Consider the following 16,450-nt stretch of genomic DNA (forward strand, 5'->3'; position numbering starts at 1 on the left):
GTTATTTCTTTATTGTCCAAAGGCCGGTGCTGCCTGGTTTCCTTTCGTCTGTTGCCTTATTCAGTAGGGTATCTCCTGCGGAGATGTTACCAAATATCTCCACGCCTGCGTCCACCGTCATGCCCTGGCGGACATCCACCCATTCGGCTTGTCCGTCTTTTACGCGGATGACAAATTTCTTTTCCTGTGTGGTGGCCACTGCTGAAAATGGCACCACGAACGAGGTCCCATTTCTCTCCAGCGGAATTTTTACATAACAGAAAGCGCCTGCTTTCAGCCGGTGATCGCTATTGTCTACCTTAAACTCCCACAATTCAGTGCGGGTGTTGGGGTCGATGGTTTCAGATTTGCGGGTGAGGACTGCTTTAAAACGTTCTGTCGGATAGGCATCCACGCGGAAGTCGATGTGTTGAAGTTTACCCGCGGTGGCTACATATATTTCGGGAACGGCTACACGCAGGCGCAATACGTTATTATGCTGCACGGTCAGCAGCATGGCGTTGGTGCCTACCAGTGAACCGGGATCGGCTTTACGGGAAGTCACCACGCCGTCAAAGGGCGCTATGATATAAAGATACCCTGACACCGCTTTGTAGGATTGTGCCTGTTTGCCGGCGGCAATGAAGGTGGCGCTGTCGGCCTGCATCTGATTACGGCTACGCTCCAGATCTACCGGCGCCACAATGCCGGGTGTGTTGGCCTGCGAGGCCCGATATAACCTTTCGTACTGGTCCTTGCTGGATATCCATTTAGCCTTCGCTGCCTGCACCGCGGCTTCTGATTCCGCCAGCCTGCTGTTGACTTCCGGCGCTTCAATCACCGCCAGTACCTGCCCTTTCCTGACGCGGTCGCCCATGTCCACTTTCATCTCCCTGACGAAGCCCTGTACTTTGGCAAAGAGCTCCGCATTTTCATAAGGCACCAGTTCTGCGGGGAATTCTGCTGTTTTCTTCAGCGTGTCCTGTTTCAGGATGAATACCGGCACGGTGTCCGATGCCGGGGTATCAGCACCAGCTGTCGGTGCGGGTGAATGGCCACAGGCTGAAATCAGGAACAGCAAAGCGAGAGAAGCGATGGTCCGCATATCGTTATTGAATGTTTTTGTCATGATAAATACTTTTTTCATCGTCAGGGTCAAGGGATACAGGTTGGTAGGGTGTCCTTCCAACTATCCACTGGTAAATGGAAGGGAGAAAGAACAGTACGCTGATGGAGGAAAATAGCAGGCCGCCAATCACGGCGATGCCCAGTGGCGCCGTCTGGTCGCCACCTTCCGACAATCCCAGCGCCATAGGCACCATCCCGGCGATCATCGCTGCGCTGGTCATCAGGATAGGACGGAGACGATGCTCCGCCGCCTGCAGGTGCGGACTGTCAACACTATTTTTCCGGTAATGTTCTGCATTGGTAATAAAGAGCACGGCGTTGGCAATGGCTACGCCCACCGCCATGATGGTGCCCATGTAGGATTGTATGTTCAGTGAGTGGCCTGTCAGATATAAAAACAACAGCGCGCCTGCCACCACAGCGGGTATTACCGCTAAAGTGGTAATGGCTACCCGGAAGGATTGGAAGTAAACAGCCATCACCAGAAAGATCACCAGTATGGCGATCAATAAGCCAAACTGAAGACTGTTCAGCGTTTCCTGCAGGAGGGAAGGCTGGCCACGCAGGATGATTTTAGCGCCATTGGGCAACTGGCCCATACTGCTGATAGCATGTTTTACCTGTTTGAATACCGTGCCCGGATCTTGCCGGTGCACATTCGCCGTGATGGTGATATAACGTTGCTGATTGAGGCGGTCGTATTCGCCGGGCATCGATGTACGTTTCCAGGAGGCCACTTCACTGAGGTAATGGGTATTGCCGTTGCCACCGGAAACGGGTATCGCTTCCAGCTGACTGGTGCTGTTCATCCTGAACTCGGGATACTGTACTTGTACCTGATAGGCGGTGCCGGTAGTTTTATCCAGCCAATAGTTGGGCGTGGTAAAACGGCTGGAAGAGGTGGCGGCAACAACAGAACGGGTGATCTGATCGCTGGTAAGCCCCAGCTGACCGGCCTTTACACGGTCCAGTTCCAGCCGGATAACGGGATAGTCGAGTGGCGTGGCAATCTGAAGATCACGAAGAGCGGAAATAGATGACAACTTTTTAAGGAGTAGAGTGGCGGTCTTTTTACCCTCAGCCAGATTTTTGTTGACGACAGCAATCTCTATCGGATTACTGCTGCCAAGGTTCAACACTTGTTCCACCATATCTCCCGGCTCAAAAGAAAGCTTCACCCCGGGGATGGCTGTAGCAGCGGCTGCTCTTAGCTTTTCCCGGAAAGTGGCGATCGGCATCACGCCCCGTTTTAACTTTATTTTCACCACTGCTTCCTGCGGACCGCTGGTCCACAGATGGATGTAGTTCACCGGATAGCTGGAAGGTTGTGTGCCGATAAAAGCAGAGGTAATGGCTACATGCTCTTTTCCGACGATGCTGTCTGTCAGCGCCAATAATTTCCTGGTGGCGTCTTCTGTGCGCTCAAAGCGGGTACCGACGGGTAATCGTAACCGTACCTGTGCCTGTCCGCTGTCTGTTTGCGGAAAAAGTTCCGTGCCGGTAAATAGGAAGAGCAGTACCACCAACGCTGCGGATATCAGCAGAAAAAGCAGGGAGCTCCATCTGAAGGCGCCCTTCCGGCGCGCTCCGGCGGAGACATAACGCTGTTTTAGTTTTTCAAAAAATCCACGTTCCTTTTTTTCCTGTTCGGGCAATGAGGGTTTAAACAACCAGTTGGCGACTACCGGAACGAATGTCTGCGACAGGATAAACGAGGCGATCATCGCAAAACCCACTGCCAGCGACAGCGGCATGAACATGGCCCTGGGTACGCCGTTCATGAACATCGCCGGAACAAATACCGCCAGAATGCTCAGCAGGATCAACAGCTTAGGGCCGGCGATCTCCATGCTGGCATCTGCAATGGCGCGGGCCTTGGTTTTCCCGGCTTCCATATGCCGGTGAATGTTCTCTATCGTCACGGTGGCTTCGTCCACCAATATACCAACAGACAAAGCCAGACCACCTAAGGTCATGATGTTGATCGTTTGCCCCGTCTGGTATAAGAGGATGGCAGAAGATAAGAGCGCCAGCGGGATGGTCATGATCACGATCAGCGCGCTGCGCCTGTCGCCAAGGAACAGCAACACCATCAGACCGGTAAGGACCGCTCCCAGTCCGCCTTCAAACAACAGGCTTTGTAAGGAATTGATCACATAGCCGGATTGGTCAAATGCGTAGGTCACTTTTATATCGGAAGGTATCGCCGCCTGCATGTCCGGCAGCGCGGCTTTCACCCGCTGCACCACATCCCATGTGGAGGCATCCGCTCTTTTGGTCACAGGAATGTAGACGGAACGTTTCCCATTGATCAGCGCGTAGCTGGTCGTAACGTCGGCGCCTAAACTGACATTGGCGATATCCTTTATATACACGGCTGCTCCTGCTCCCGGTTGCAGCGGCGTATTCTGAAGGTCCTGCAACGATTCGATCACACTGTTCTGTGGCGTGATGTACGTCGAGTCCCCGATGCGTACATTACCGGCGGGGGAGATGGTGTTGGATTTCGCAATGGCTTGCACCACCTGGTCGGGCGACAGGTTATAGCTGCGCAGTTTGTCCGGGTCTACCGTGATCAGCACTGTTTTCTGATTACCGCCGAACGGTGGGGGCGCAGATACGCCCGGTAAGGTGGAGAACATAGGACGTACGCGGAACAGCGCCAGGTCGGATATCTCGCTCAGGGAGCGGCTGTCAGAGCTGAACACCAGTTGTCCCACCGGCACACTGCCGGCATCAAAACGGGTAACGAATGGCGGTACGGTGCCCGGCGGCATAAATGCTCTGGCGCGGTTCACGTACCCTACTACCTCCGCCATCGCCTGGCTCATATCGGTGCCTTCATTAAATTCGATTTTAATAATGGCCGCCCCTTGTATGTTTCTTGAGTCTACGGATTTTACACCCGTGATATACAGGAAGTGATATTCGTAGTAAGAGGTGACAAAACCTTCCATCTGTTCCGGTGACAGGCCTCCATAGGGCTGCGCCACATACACCACCGGTAATCCCAGCCGTGGGAAAATATCCACCCGGGCCTGCCGGATGGAGAGGTAGGAGAAAAACACAATCGCCAGGACCGCCACCAGGATGGTGACAGGATGCCGCAATGCCGAACGGATTAGCTTCATAATACTTACTTATAGCTTTATTTCAGATTGTCTGTAAAGGTGGCCAGCTGGCCGTTTGCCACGGCAATGTCCAACAGCGACCGCCATGCCTGTAGGTATGCGCCGGCTTCTCCGGTCTCCGCCTTCAGCAGGTCGTACTGTCCCTGTATCAACCGTGTGAAATCAATCAGGCCGCTGGTGTAGCTGAGTTGCAGGCCATCAAATGCAAAACGGGCTGCCTGCGACTGTACCACGGCCTGCTTTGTGATCAGCATGTTCTGGTCATAATTGTAGCGGGCCGTCTCTTTCTGCTTTTGCAGGTTTAACGCTATCTGGTCCAGCTGAGCTTCGTCCGCTTTGACCATCGCCTGGTATTGTTTCTTTTTCAGGTGCACTTCAGAAAACTGGAGGATGGGGAAACTGAGCTGGACGCCGGCGCCGTAGTTCTTGCGGGAAAGCGACCAGCCATCCGCTTTATCGATGGTGCCATCGGCTTTCACGCCGGAGCCTCTTGCATAGGCATTGGCCCACAGGTCGAGCTTCGGTCTCCAGATACGGTCCACTTCTTTCAGCGCAGATTTTGTTACCTCTTTTCGCATCTGATAATATTCATAAACAGGATTGCCCGCCGGGCCGGCAGTCGTGTCGGCCGTTAGCGGCAGTTGACTAAGCAGGGAGGTGTCGGCCAGCACCAGGTTGGCCGGCGGATCAGGCAGTCCCGTTAGCCTGGTGAGTTCTGTTATCTGCGCAAAGTATTGCCGCTGAACAATCAGCAGGTCTGTGGTAGCCTGTGCCAGCGCTGCCTGGAACTGGGTGGTGTCTATGCCGGGGCGTAATCCCTGTCGCGTAAATACCAGCGACTGTTCCAGTCCGGCTTTGGTCCTGTCAATATTAGCCTGATAGGTACGTATGAGTTTTTGCAGGTACACCGCATCCAGGTAGGTGGACACTGCTGCATACTGCTGACGGAACAGCGCATCATTATAGGTGCTGTTGGCCAGCTTATACTGGGCGCTTGCCTTTTCGATGGCAGCGCTGCGTTGACCGAAAGTGAGCGGGTTCCATCTGAGCATGGCCCCGGCAGCGGTACCCGGCACAGGATCGTAGCTATTGCCGGCAGAAGGAGGGCCGCTGATAGGCAGTATCAGTCCGGGATAACTCATGCCGGTGATATTGTTGTAGGTCGCATATCCGGCCTGATAGCCGACATTGACTTCCGGCAGCAGGGTGTTCTTTGCCAGGCTAACGCCATACTGACTGCTCTTCGCCTGCCCGGCATAAGCCTTCATCTGTGGCTGGGAGGATTGTACAAGGGAAAGCATGTCTTTTATGTGCAGCGATTTTGGTTGCGCATAGACACGTAGGGAGAATAACACGATGCTGCTCAGGGTGACTAGCTTTCTATAGGAAACATTCATGCATCAAATATATTTATATAGCGATCTATATTTATATTAAGAAATCGTTTTCACCAGCAGTCCTATACCAGCTGCCACTGCGATAATGACCGGTTCCGGTACCTTTTTGAACCGCCAGAGGATAAAAGCGGTTAACACAGCGATGGCTATCGTATAACCATCCACGAGCGACCGTTTCGCCAGCACAATGACGGCGCCCGAAATAGCCCCTATCGCGGCTGCGGTAACACCGTCTACAAAAGCCCTGATACCGGGGTGTTTGCCATACTTTCTGAAATAAGGGGCTGGCAGCACCGTAAACAGGTAGCACGGGAAAAACGTCCCGAAGGCCGCTACACTGGCGCCGGGGAAGCCGGCAGTAAGATATCCGATAAACCCTACGGTGATCACCACCGGACCGGGCGTGATCATGGCTACGGCCACGGCATCTACAAACTGCTGTTCATTCAGCCAGCCATATTCTTTGACCACGCCTCCATAAAGGAAGGGTACAATAGCCAACCCGCTGCCAAATACAAAGGCCCCTGCTTTAGTAAAATACAAAAGTATTTGCCAAAGTGTTTTCCCGGATGTGGCGTTGGTGATATTCAGTAGTGCGGAAGGAGCCAGTAACTTGGTAATGGCCGTTCCTTTCCGGGGAAAGGATAGCCGGGCAGGAGGGGCCTTTAACAGCCAGTAGAGCACCCCCGCACCAAGGAACAACCAGATGTTCTCGTTTTCCTGCCATACTGTATAAGCGGCCGTAACAACGTAAATCGCTATCAGTACTTTGTTGCCGCCGACGGATTTACGTGTCAGCTTCCAGGCACTCATGCCAATGATGCCAATAACGGCAGCGCCTACACCGTAAAAGACGGCCTGCATCCAGGGAATGCCCTGCCAGCGGACATAGATAAAGCCCAGGGCCACCACCATAAAAAAGGAGGGCAGTACAAATGCCAGCCCGGCAAGGGTAGCGCCCAACAGCCGGTAGTGAACATAACCCATGTATATCCCGAGCTGCGCCGCCAGTGGGCCGGGCGCCAGTTGAGCCAGTGTCAGCCCCTCTTTGTAGTCCTCTTCACTGATCCATTGTTTGTTTTCAACCAGGTCGCGGTGCATGTATCCGGCCAGGGCCACAGGACCACCAAAACCCCAGGTGCCCAGTTTTAGAAAATAGACGATGAGGTCACGAAGACTATACGGTATAGTTGATTTACTACTGTCCATTCTTTGGAGATGTTTGTACACCTGCAAGTTCCTGCGAACGACGCCCAAAAAATAGAACGAATGATAAGGTTTGGTCTGATTTTTACTTTTTTACCAGCCCTTTTTTATAGACAGAAGGACTTTTACCAGTGAACTTCTTGAAGATCCGGGTAAAATGGCTCTGGTCTGAAAACCCCGTGAGATAGGCGATTTCAGTCAGCGAATGGTCTGTAGTGCTCAACAGCTGAATGGCTTTATCTATCCGCAGTTTACGGATATAGTCGCCAAATGATAAATCATCAAAGTACTTTGAAAACTCCCGCGATAAGTAAGCCGGATGTACCTGAAGCGTTTCAGATAATCCTTTCAGGCTCAGGTTCAGGTTGGTGTCTATCTGGTCCTGAATGATCTCTTTTAGTTCTTTCGCCCAGCCGGGTACCTTCCTGCTATCTTTTTCCTGTTGAAGAAATTTGTTGAAGATGTCGATCAGCTGCTGTTCAAATGGCTGCTGCGTATGTTTGACATGCTGGAGATATTTGGCCCAGCTGTAAAGGGCGTCATACAACATCATCCCTTTTTCCAGTAAGGCGGTGTCGTCTGATTCATTATAGGCCAGCCCGGCGGAGATGGCCCACAGCCCGGAAGCCTGAGCGGCCAGGTCATGGCGGTCGGTGTCCGCGCCCCTGACAATAGGGGCCATGCTCAGCACGGCAGAATCGTTGATGCCATGTTTTTTAATGATGTAATCAAACGTGCACTGGTCTTCATAGTGCGTATACTCCACGCCCACCACGTCGAAAGGGATGGCACCTTCGGCCTCCGCTCTGGTAATCACCTGATCAAAGGGGACGTAGATAAATTCCGCGGCTTCGTCCACAAATCTTTTTATCAGCCATGGACAGGCAATACGATCAATCTTAGGGCGCTCGCGGGTGATCCACTTCATAATAGCTGATGGTTTACATGGACCTGTAATTTAGTGCGGTTTCGGCAAATCCGGTTTTTCTGTGCAGATAAAAAAGCATCGGTCTTCAGATCGTACGCTGCGGGCTTACAAGGGAGATACCTAAAGGATAGGTAAAGGATACTAAAACGATACTAAAACGATACTACAATAGTATGCTCTCATAGAATTGATAATCAGTATTTTGTGAATATCTGATCGTGGATGGTACGACCTGTGCTGATGGTATTTAAACCATTCCGGTATTTGACTACAAACTGACAGGATTAGGCTACACCTACGCCTGCAACCCTCCGGATATTTGCATCGGACATAGTTCCACCGGATTTTTTAATTTTACATTTGAATAGTATGAAGACCGTTTTAATTACCGGTGCCAACAAGGGCATCGGACTGGAGACAGCCAGACAGCTGGCACAGCAGGGTTGTTTTGTATATATCGGCAGCCGTGACCTGTCTAACGGACAACAAGCGGCGGATGAACTGAAAGCCACCGGCATCGCTAATGTAGCAGCCGTCCAGCTGGATGTGACCGATGTGGACACTATTAACAGGGCAAAGGAGGCCATCAGTCGGCAGACCGGTTCATTGGACGTGCTGATCAACAATAGCGCCATTGCGGGAGAGCAGCCGCAGCGACTGGCGGATGGCAGCATGGAAAACCTCCGCCACCTGTTTGATACAAACTTCTTCGGCATGGTGCAGACCACACAGATCATGTTGCCCTTATTAAAGGCGTCTGCTACACCATCGATTATCAATGTATCGAGCGAGGTAGGCTCCTTAACGATGAACAGCAGCCCCGACAGGCGTGGCAACTGGACCCTCTATTCCGGCTACGGCGCTACCAAAACAGCAGTGAATGCTTTTACAGCCATGCTGGCCAACGAACTGCGGGACGAGCATATTACGGTCAACAGTGTTACGCCCGGCCATACGGCCACCGGCCTGAACGGGTTTACCGGGACTAAAACAGTAGCTGAAGGCGCTAAGCCCATTGTAGCACTGGCCCTGTCCACAGACAGAACGGTGACCGGCAGATTCTTCAAAGACGGCGGAGAGGTATCCTGGTAACCCACCGCTAAAATTTGGCTCATGACAAACAACAACATTCAACGATTAAAGTCAGTCAGTGATTATCATCGCACCCGTGGGCTACCAGCCCCGGAACATCCGCTGATAAGCCTGGTGGATTATAATGATGTCAAACTCCCTGAAGGGATCAACGATATCAGCTGGGTATACGACTTCTACTTTATTGCGCTGAAAAGAGGATTTGACGCCAAATTTAAATACGGACAGCTGCAGTATGATTTTGATGAGGGCACCATGTTCTTCATCGCACCGGGACAGGTGTTCAGGATAGAAATAAAACAGGAGAAGCCCGGGAAATCCGGATGGATGCTGCTGATCCATCCGGATTTTTTCCGGAACCTGCCGCTGGCGCAACAGATTAAGAAATACAAATACTTTAGTTATTCCGTCCGCGAGGCGCTGTTTCTTTCTGAAAAAGAAGAAGCGGTGCTGACCGGCATCGTACAGAATATCCAGCGGGAGTATCAGGCCAACATCGATAAGTTCAGCCAGCAGATCATTGCCTCCCAGATAGAAGTGCTGCTTAGTTATGCGGAACGTTTCTATCAACGGCAGTTCCTGACGCGGGAAGTGGCCAATCATCAGGTGCTGGAAAAGCTGGAAACCCTGCTGGATGAATATTTTGAGCATACACATCAGGAAGGCCTGCCTACCGTCAACTATCTGGCCGCGCAGCTGAACCTGTCTGCTGATTATCTCAGCACGCTACTGAAAGTCACTACCGGATTAAATACACAGCAACATATCCATGAAAAATTAATTGAAAAGGCAAAAGAGAAACTGATCGGGACAACATTGACGGTCAGCGAAATTGCCTATGAGCTGGGCTTTGAGCACTCCCAGTCTTTCAGTAAGCTTTTTAAAGCGAAGACCAACCTCTCTCCACTGGCCTTCAGACAGTCTTTGGGATAATCCTTTTTGGTACCGGGAATCCTTCATTTGGTGTAAATAAATTGCCGGAAGGCATGTCGCTAAATAGTTTAGCGGCTTAAAAAAACACCGGATGAGAAAATTTTTTTTTTGTGTACTGTTGTCCTTTTGCGCTTCCACACTATACGCGCAGAAAACCTTATTTGATACCGTTTTTACGTTGGTAAAAGAGCGGTCCGTTTATACGCAACGCGTTAACTGGGATTCTTTGACCCCCATCATGTACAGCCGGCTGGACGTCACCAAAGCTGACAGCGCGGAGGCCGTGCTGGCTACTTTCGGCACGCTGATGCAGGCCCTCAAAGATATGCACAGCAGCATGTCGTACAAAGGAAAAGTAAATGGCAACCCGGATGCGTGGGCGTTTGTCAACAGTAAAATCACCCCGGAAATGCGGGAGGCTGTTAAAAAAGGATATGACCGTTTACGTATAGCCATGCTGCCCGGTAACTACGGCTACATCTCCATACCGGCCGCAGGCATTGAAGCCACAGAAGATATGCAGGTGGCGATCGAAAAAATGACGGCTATCGCCCAAAATATATCAGATTCACTGTGTACGCTGCAACGCAAACCTCTCAAGGGGCTTATCATCGACCTGCGGCTGAATACCGGCGGAAGCACGCCTGCGCTTATCGGCGGAATGGCGTCCGTATTGCCGGATGGCCGCTGTTTCACTTTTTCAACAAGCGGAAATGCCCGGGAAGAAATGCGGCTAAAAGAGGGAAATCTGTTTTATGATACCCTGCAGATGACAAAACTGAAAAATCTTTGCAGGCCAAAGAAAACCCCGAAGGTGGCCGTGCTGATAAGCGGCTACACCACCAGTGCAGGAGAACATGCGGCCATCGCGCTCAAAGGGAGCAGTCATACCCGCTTCTTTGGAAGTCCCACCAGAGGACAGATTACCGGCAATGAAACTATTTTCTTAAGAAAAGATGTTACTTTAAGCCTGTCAACAGCCTGGGCAGAAGACAAAACCGGAAAGAAATACATGGTGGACGTAGCCCCCGATGTACTGGTTCCTGACGGGGCTGATTTTGAGCACCTGGACAACGATAAAAGCGTGCTGGCTGCCATCAGCTGGTTCGCTACAGGTAAATAACAGGGTAGCGAAAAACGAGATATGCCAGCGATAGCCATTGCCGAAAGTATAAAAAAGATCATCCGCCAGCCGAGAATTTCCTATTGGAAAATTGTCGGCTGGCTGGCCGTGCTGCAACTGGTGATTAATGCCAAAACATATTATGTCAACAGTCACCTGACAGACCCTGTACTGAAAGCCGGTTTTCTTAACTGGATATCCAGCTGGACTTATCTGTTGCAGCAGCTGCTGTCCTGTGTACTGGTGTCGTGGCTCTGCTTTGTGGTCTTCAACCTGTTTTATTATTTGTCGGCCTGCAAAGCCCGGTTATCTGTATTCCTGGCTACCGGAGGGCTGTTGTTTGCGCTGTACCTGCTGATAGATCAGGGGATTAATTATTTTTTTTATCGGGAGACGTTTAATGTTTTTATCAACAACCCATTGGCACTTACTTCGGATATTTTGCTGGGAGTAACGATCATCACCGTGTTAACGGTCATCATCGTCAAAGTGGCGATCTCCAACGACATCACCCAAAGAAACAAACAACTGGAGCTGGACAAACGGGAGGCGGAGTATGAGCTGTTGAAGGCGCAGGTGAACCCTCACTTTTTGTTTAACTCGCTAAATTATTTGTATGCCAGGTCGCTTCCCTATTCAGCAGAACTTTCGGAGGGCATTCTTACGCTGTCTGAAATTATGCGGTATGCGTTTGACGCTCACAGCATGGAAGGGGATGGAAAGGTTTTACTGCAAGATGAAGTGGCATACATCGGGAAGTTTTTAAAGATGAATGAACTCCGCTTTGGTGTGGGGTTTTATGCCACCTTTGAGCAGACAGGCGTGATAAGCGGCCGTCGGATCATCCCTTTTGCGTTAATTACCATGGTCGAAAATGCCGTCAAACATGCGGATGCCACTGACGCCCTTCAGCCCATCCGGGTCCATCTGGAGGTAACTGCCGATCAACTGGTGTTTAGTTGTAAAAATCAGAAGAAGCCCCGTCATATGGCGGTCCTCCCTTCTACCAAAGTGGGTATTCCCAATATGAAGGAGCGGCTTCGGATGGCCTATGGCCAGGATCATGATCTGCTGATAGAAGACACTACGGACACTTATTTTATTAAACTAACACTGCGTAATGGCCATTAAAGTTGTTGTGATCGACGATGAATCCGCTGCGATAGACGTGATGAAATATTATATCAACATGACGCCGTCGCTCGAATTGCTGGCCGCCTTCTCCGATAGTGGGGAAGCGGTCCGCTACTGCATGCAGCAGGAGGTTGATCTGATTTTTTGTGATATAGAGATGCCGCTGCTGAATGGACTGGAGATCGCCGGATATCAGAAAGGAAAGACCCCCATTATTTTTGTGACGGCGTATGCCCACTACGCGGTAGAGGCCTTCAACCTGAATGTGGTGGACTATCTGGTGAAACCCGTCAGGTATGAACGGTTTTTACAGGCAGTGAACAAATACAGGGAACAAAATCCCGGCGCTGAAGACGATCATTTTTTTGTGAAAACCGGCGTGAAAGGGTGCCTGGAGAAAATCAACATCGCCGATATCATCCAGATAGAAGGCGCCAAGAACTATGTTACTATCTGGCATGGCCCTACGAAAACAATGACGCTCCTGAACCTGAAGGACCTGGAAGCACAGCTCCCGGGCCGGGATTTTTGCCGTGTACAGAAATCCAGTATCGTGGCGGTAAAACATATTGTCGGCCTGAAAGGCGGCTCCATTGCGCTGTCAAACGGACAGCTGGTGCCTATCGGCCCCACATACAAGGAGGAGGTGGTCCGGTTGATCAACAGCCGGCTGATTAATTAACTTATTCCTCCTTTACACGGATAAGGGAAGCCTTGGCATTATGAAAATCTGTTTTGAAGCTTTTCTGGCCGACGTATTTCTTTTGATAAAAGTAATTGTCATGCAACGTTGAGCCACCCTGAACACCCATGCCGATAGCATCATCTTTCTTTAATTTGTTTCTGATCGCGTTAAAAATCTTCGTGGTGTTTTGATTCGTTGCCTTGGCCAGTACCCGCAATGCAATCCGCTCAATACTATCTGCTGTTTCTCTGCCGCCTTGCCCATGAATAACAAAAGGGGCGGTTTCATCATCGTATACCTGACTGGGGGTTAAGTTCTCCCCCCGGTGATCAGACAAAATAAAGAAGTCCAGATTTTTCCCTCTGTTGTCTTCTATTGCAGATGGATTTTTTATAGCAATAATGCCGTTATCATCTCTTACCTCGATAAAAAGTGCACCATGGTACTTCTCCAGTATGTCAGCTATATAGGTGGAAAATGTTTTCAGTGGCATGATTACACGGATGTAAGGCATATGGTGGTGGGTTGGGTTTTGCTAAATAATTTTTGCAAATGCTACAGAACGAATTTCCGGAAATTCTGTAGCATTTGCAAAACGGATCTTTAATACTTTTCCACCAGTGTTTGCAATTGCTCCACCGCATCCGCCAGATAAGCCTGTTGTGTTTTCAGCCATTGCGTTTGAGCTGTCAGGCTTTTCCGGCCGCTGACGATCATCTGTTCCACCGCCACGGGTGCGGGCATGCCGGTACCGGTTTTGCGTTGCACGCTTTTTTGCGGATCGAGGGCGTCTGCCAGTCTGGCCGCGGGGATCATCAGTTGACGACCCAATTTCTTTTCTGTAGCCGCATTGATCATGGCCGGCGTGACCTGGTCGGCCGTTAGATGTTCATCCAGCGCCTGGGTAATAACCGTCGCCACGATTTCATGGGCATCACGGAAATCAAGATGGCCATATTGCACGAGGAGGTCGGCGAGGTCGGTCATGGTGGAGTAGTTCTCCCTGGCATATCGCAGCATGGTTTCTTTGCGTACCTGCAGTGTCCTGATGACGCCGGTCATGGTGTGAGTGGCGGCCAGCACGGCATCCAGGCTTTTAGGTTCTATCATCAGCCGTACGCCGCTATGCTGGTATTCGATGCCGTTGAGGGAGGTGAGAATGCCTGCCAGCTGGCCAGTCGTAAGGGCTGCGGCTTTCCTGGTCCTTTCGAGGGCATCAGGGTTCTTTTTCTGCGGCATCATGCTGCTGATGCCGGCAAAGGAATTGTCCAGTTCCGCCACATTGTATTCGTCGGTGCTCCATAGCTGTACTTCAGAAGCCAGTCTGCTCAGATTGCTCATGTAAATACTGTTGTCTGCCGCCATTTCGGTGATGTGGTCCCAGCCGGCCACTCCTTCAATGGTGTTGTTGACGATACCTTTGAAGCCGAGTAGGGCGCCCAGCCGTTGCCGGTTAATAGGCCATGCGGTGCCGCCGCTGGCGCCGGACCCCAGCGGACATTGATCAATGCGCGCATACAGTTCCTGGTAACGGTCCAGGCATTTAGACAGACTTTCATCGATGGCTGTCAGATAATGGCCCAGGGTAACCGGCTGTGCTTCTTTACGGTGTGTATACACAACCATTACGGTTGTTTTGTGTTCCGCCGCCCTGGCGATAACGGCCGCCCGCAGGCCTGCGACAGCTTCCATGATGCGAAGCAGCTGATCGCGGAGGTACATGCGATGCGTGGTATTGTCCATGTCATTGCGGCTCCTGCCGGTATGCATTTTTCCGCCTACGCTGCCGATGGCTTTAATGACGGCTGCTTCATAGGGGAGGTATACCCGCAACGCCGGATGGATAGCCGCCTGCTGGTCGGCCGTTGCCAGCCCGCCTAAAATAGTCTTTGCCTCCCCGGCAGTGATGATTTTTTGTTCTGCCAGCATGATCACATAGGCTTTGTGCAGCAACTGCTGGTAAGGAAATACTTCGTCATTGAGATTTTTGGCACTCACTTCATAGTCGTACAATTCCTGAAAGGCCGCTGCTTTAGCGCCGGAGGTGCGGCCCATGCGGCTCGCGTCCTGTAGCCGGCTGTTGCCGGAGCTGTCCGTTGTTTGTTTGCCGGTATTGATCATCTGCGCTGTTGCTTCGCAGGAAAAGGCCATACAGGTGGTCAGCGCCACCCAGCCCGCATAGTTTCCGATGGTAGTCATTGTTTTCAGCATAAGAAAACAAATATACTATAAATGCAACTATGTTGCATTTATAAAAAATGTCATTGTTTGATCAGATAATCATCTGGCGAAACAATGATATTTTTATCCTTTTGATTGTTCTCTTACATCATTATTAATGATTTTTTCCGGTCGCGTTGTTCCAACATCGACCCAAACTTCCGGGTGAGCGTAGTCTTCAGGGGCTGGTTGTAATACTGTCTTATCCGCTGCAGGCACCAGCGGCGGGTATTTGCTGTTCATCGGTGATGCCATAGGGTATGGGTTACCGGCCGTATAGGCGACGGGGTTAGTATGGGCAACAGCGCCTTGCGTAAACGGGACAACCATCCACAGAAAGCCCCTAAACTGCTACAGTAATATAAGTTGGTCAGCTGCAAAGATCTGTCCCATAGCAGGAGGGGCGTTATGTAAAAAGCACCCCGAAAAGATGGTAAGCGTGCCCGCTCACCATCCTCACTGAACACCTGATTCCAGCAGGGTAAATGTTTTATCGGTACAGTTCACCTCCGCCAGCACACCATAAGGAAGCGTAAATGTGGGGCAGGTATGGCCAAAATCCATTTGGGTGACCACCACCATATCCGTTAATCCTTCTTCCCGCAATACTTTCAGGATTTCAGTTTCGTATTCCGCGGCATATTGATTGTCATAAGGCCGTCCCAGCAGGATGGCCTTCGCTTTGCGGAGAATGCCCAGCATCGCGTAGTTTCTCATCCAGTAGCGTATCAGTTCGGGCCGCGCCATTTCTTCGGATGTTTCGAAGAACAGGATAGCGTCTTGCCAGCAGGCATCTTCCGGCCAATAGGAAGTGCCTTTGAGAAACTCCAGTACGTCCATGCATCCGCCCATCAGCCGGCCCTGTACGGTGCCCTGGCCCTGGAGGAACTTCCAGCCGGTAGGAGGTTCCAGCTTCCTTTTGACGTCCTGCAATGATGGATCAAACCATTCCAGCCGCTCAGATGTCCAGCCCTCAGTATTGGGCATGATCCGGCGTATAGGCGTCGCCGTAAATAACGTCTGTTGGATGTCTGCTACCTGATAACGGTGCATGCCGCCGTTTTCCGCAAAACCTGTCAGCAGCGAGGCGCCATAGAAAGAGGTGAGGCCTGCTTTCAGGCACAGCAGATGCGTGATGGTGCTGTCGGAGAAGCCGAGAAATATTTTAGGGTTGTTCCGGATAACATCGATGTCTACATATTTTAATATCCGCATGCTGTCGTCTCCGCCTATATTGGAAATGACCGCTTTCACCGATTTGTCGGCGAAGGCTTCCATCAGGTCTTCAGCCCGGGCCTGCGGATTTTCGTAGATCCATTGGGCGGGTCTCAGGGCATGTTTTGTTTCGGTGACTTCAAGGCCAAACTGTTGTTGCAATTGTTCTTTGCCTTTCCGGTACCGGTGCGGCAGTTCCCCTGCTCCGCCCCAGGAGAGGGAAATCGTGGCGACTTTATCGCCTGCTGCCAGTCGGGAAGGCTTCATGAAATTCATATT

14 protein-coding genes are annotated in these 16,450 nt (G+C 51.1%); 5 read left to right on the top strand and 9 right to left on the bottom strand.

The features are described from left to right. Window position 1 precedes the first annotated feature (1 nt). From ICL55_RS34085 to ICL55_RS34105, 5 genes are all read right to left on the bottom strand, one after another. Window positions 2-1,108 carry an efflux RND transporter periplasmic adaptor subunit gene (locus ICL55_RS34085; protein WP_188106375.1) on the bottom strand — a complete coding sequence of 369 codons (1,107 nt, stop codon included), beginning with the start codon at window positions 1,106-1,108 and terminating at the stop codon, window positions 2-4. Then, window positions 1,089-4,238 (bottom strand): efflux RND transporter permease subunit, encoded by a 3,150-nt coding sequence (locus ICL55_RS34090; RefSeq protein WP_188106377.1) that lies wholly within the window; start codon window positions 4,236-4,238, stop codon window positions 1,089-1,091. The genes ICL55_RS34085 and ICL55_RS34090 overlap by 20 nt, the downstream gene beginning before the upstream one ends. 17 nt (window positions 4,239-4,255) lie before the next feature. Continuing rightward, window positions 4,256-5,635: a TolC family protein gene (locus ICL55_RS34095; RefSeq protein ID WP_188106379.1), complete on the bottom strand. Its 1,380-nt coding sequence runs from the start codon at window positions 5,633-5,635 to the stop codon at window positions 4,256-4,258. Between the two features lie 36 nt (window positions 5,636-5,671). Further along, window positions 5,672-6,844, bottom strand: coding sequence for a chromate transporter (locus ICL55_RS34100; RefSeq protein WP_188106381.1), 1,173 nt, complete (start codon window positions 6,842-6,844; stop codon window positions 5,672-5,674). 82 nt (window positions 6,845-6,926) lie between these two features. Then, window positions 6,927-7,769: a chromate resistance protein ChrB domain-containing protein gene (locus ICL55_RS34105; protein ID WP_188106383.1), complete on the bottom strand. Its 843-nt coding sequence runs from the start codon at window positions 7,767-7,769 to the stop codon at window positions 6,927-6,929. Window positions 7,770-8,138: 369 nt separating this feature from the next. Between ICL55_RS34105 and ICL55_RS34110 the strand changes: the two genes are divergently transcribed. The 5 genes from ICL55_RS34110 to ICL55_RS34130 all read left to right on the top strand — a co-directional run bounded on the left by ICL55_RS34110 (window position 8,139) and on the right by ICL55_RS34130 (window position 12,733). Further along, window positions 8,139-8,861 carry an SDR family NAD(P)-dependent oxidoreductase gene (locus ICL55_RS34110; protein ID WP_188106385.1) on the top strand — a complete coding sequence of 241 codons (723 nt, stop codon included), beginning with the start codon at window positions 8,139-8,141 and terminating at the stop codon, window positions 8,859-8,861. Window positions 8,862-8,882: 21 nt separating this feature from the next. Then, window positions 8,883-9,794 carry a helix-turn-helix domain-containing protein gene (locus tag ICL55_RS34115; protein ID WP_188106386.1) on the top strand — a complete coding sequence of 304 codons (912 nt, stop codon included), beginning with the start codon at window positions 8,883-8,885 and terminating at the stop codon, window positions 9,792-9,794. A 91-nt stretch (window positions 9,795-9,885) separates the two neighbouring features. Then, window positions 9,886-10,917: a S41 family peptidase gene (locus ICL55_RS34120; protein ID WP_188106388.1), complete on the top strand. Its 1,032-nt coding sequence runs from the start codon at window positions 9,886-9,888 to the stop codon at window positions 10,915-10,917. A gap of 21 nt (window positions 10,918-10,938) precedes the next feature. Next, the gene (locus ICL55_RS34125) at window positions 10,939-12,048 is read left to right on the top strand and encodes a sensor histidine kinase (protein WP_188106390.1); all 1,110 of its coding nucleotides are present in this window, start codon (window positions 10,939-10,941) and stop codon (window positions 12,046-12,048) included. After that, complete coding sequence (locus ICL55_RS34130) at window positions 12,038-12,733, top strand: LytR/AlgR family response regulator transcription factor (RefSeq protein WP_188106392.1); 696 nt, start codon at window positions 12,038-12,040, stop codon at window positions 12,731-12,733. The genes ICL55_RS34125 and ICL55_RS34130 overlap by 11 nt, the downstream gene beginning before the upstream one ends. Before the next feature lies 1 nt (window position 12,734). Here the strand turns inward: ICL55_RS34130 and ICL55_RS34135 are convergent, their stop codons facing one another. The 4 genes from ICL55_RS34135 to ICL55_RS34150 all read right to left on the bottom strand — a co-directional run bounded on the left by ICL55_RS34135 (window position 12,735) and on the right by ICL55_RS34150 (window position 16,447). Then, window positions 12,735-13,250 carry a hypothetical protein gene (locus tag ICL55_RS34135; protein WP_188106394.1) on the bottom strand — a complete coding sequence of 172 codons (516 nt, stop codon included), beginning with the start codon at window positions 13,248-13,250 and terminating at the stop codon, window positions 12,735-12,737. Between the two features lie 89 nt (window positions 13,251-13,339). After that, window positions 13,340-14,947, bottom strand: a complete 1,608-nt coding sequence (gene argH / locus ICL55_RS34140) for an argininosuccinate lyase (protein WP_188106395.1) — start codon at window positions 14,945-14,947, stop codon at window positions 13,340-13,342. A 93-nt stretch (window positions 14,948-15,040) separates the two neighbouring features. Further along, entirely contained in the window at window positions 15,041-15,211 is a 171-nt protein-coding gene (locus ICL55_RS34145) for a hypothetical protein (protein WP_188106397.1), read from the bottom strand. 201 nt (window positions 15,212-15,412) lie between these two features. Then, window positions 15,413-16,447, bottom strand: a complete 1,035-nt coding sequence (locus ICL55_RS34150) for a S66 family peptidase (RefSeq protein WP_188106399.1) — start codon at window positions 16,445-16,447, stop codon at window positions 15,413-15,415. Window positions 16,448-16,450 lie beyond the last annotated feature (3 nt).

Origin of the sequence: Chitinophaga varians (assembly GCF_014529945.1) — a bacterium.
GTDB lineage: Bacteria > Bacteroidota > Bacteroidia > Chitinophagales > Chitinophagaceae > Chitinophaga > Chitinophaga varians.

Bases quoted from the DNA above. Each gene is read 5' to 3' on its own strand.
- ICL55_RS34085 (WP_188106375.1), bottom strand. From the start codon at position 1,108: ATGACAAAAACATTCAATAACGATATGCGGACCATCGCTTCTCTCGCT.
- ICL55_RS34090 (WP_188106377.1), bottom strand. From the start codon at position 4,238: ATGAAGCTAATCCGTTCGGCATTGCGGCATCCTGTCACCATCCTGGTG.
- ICL55_RS34095 (WP_188106379.1), bottom strand. From the start codon at position 5,635: ATGAATGTTTCCTATAGAAAGCTAGTCACCCTGAGCAGCATCGTGTTA.
- ICL55_RS34100 (WP_188106381.1), bottom strand. From the start codon at position 6,844: ATGGACAGTAGTAAATCAACTATACCGTATAGTCTTCGTGACCTCATC.
- ICL55_RS34105 (WP_188106383.1), bottom strand. From the start codon at position 7,769: ATGAAGTGGATCACCCGCGAGCGCCCTAAGATTGATCGTATTGCCTGT.
- ICL55_RS34110 (WP_188106385.1), top strand. From the start codon at position 8,139: ATGAAGACCGTTTTAATTACCGGTGCCAACAAGGGCATCGGACTGGAG.
- ICL55_RS34115 (WP_188106386.1), top strand. From the start codon at position 8,883: ATGACAAACAACAACATTCAACGATTAAAGTCAGTCAGTGATTATCAT.
- ICL55_RS34120 (WP_188106388.1), top strand. From the start codon at position 9,886: ATGAGAAAATTTTTTTTTTGTGTACTGTTGTCCTTTTGCGCTTCCACA.
- ICL55_RS34125 (WP_188106390.1), top strand. From the start codon at position 10,939: ATGCCAGCGATAGCCATTGCCGAAAGTATAAAAAAGATCATCCGCCAG.
- ICL55_RS34130 (WP_188106392.1), top strand. From the start codon at position 12,038: ATGGCCATTAAAGTTGTTGTGATCGACGATGAATCCGCTGCGATAGAC.
- ICL55_RS34135 (WP_188106394.1), bottom strand. From the start codon at position 13,250: ATGCCTTACATCCGTGTAATCATGCCACTGAAAACATTTTCCACCTAT.
- argH (WP_188106395.1), bottom strand. From the start codon at position 14,947: ATGCTGAAAACAATGACTACCATCGGAAACTATGCGGGCTGGGTGGCG.
- ICL55_RS34145 (WP_188106397.1), bottom strand. From the start codon at position 15,211: ATGGCATCACCGATGAACAGCAAATACCCGCCGCTGGTGCCTGCAGCG.
- ICL55_RS34150 (WP_188106399.1), bottom strand. From the start codon at position 16,447: ATGAATTTCATGAAGCCTTCCCGACTGGCAGCAGGCGATAAAGTCGCC.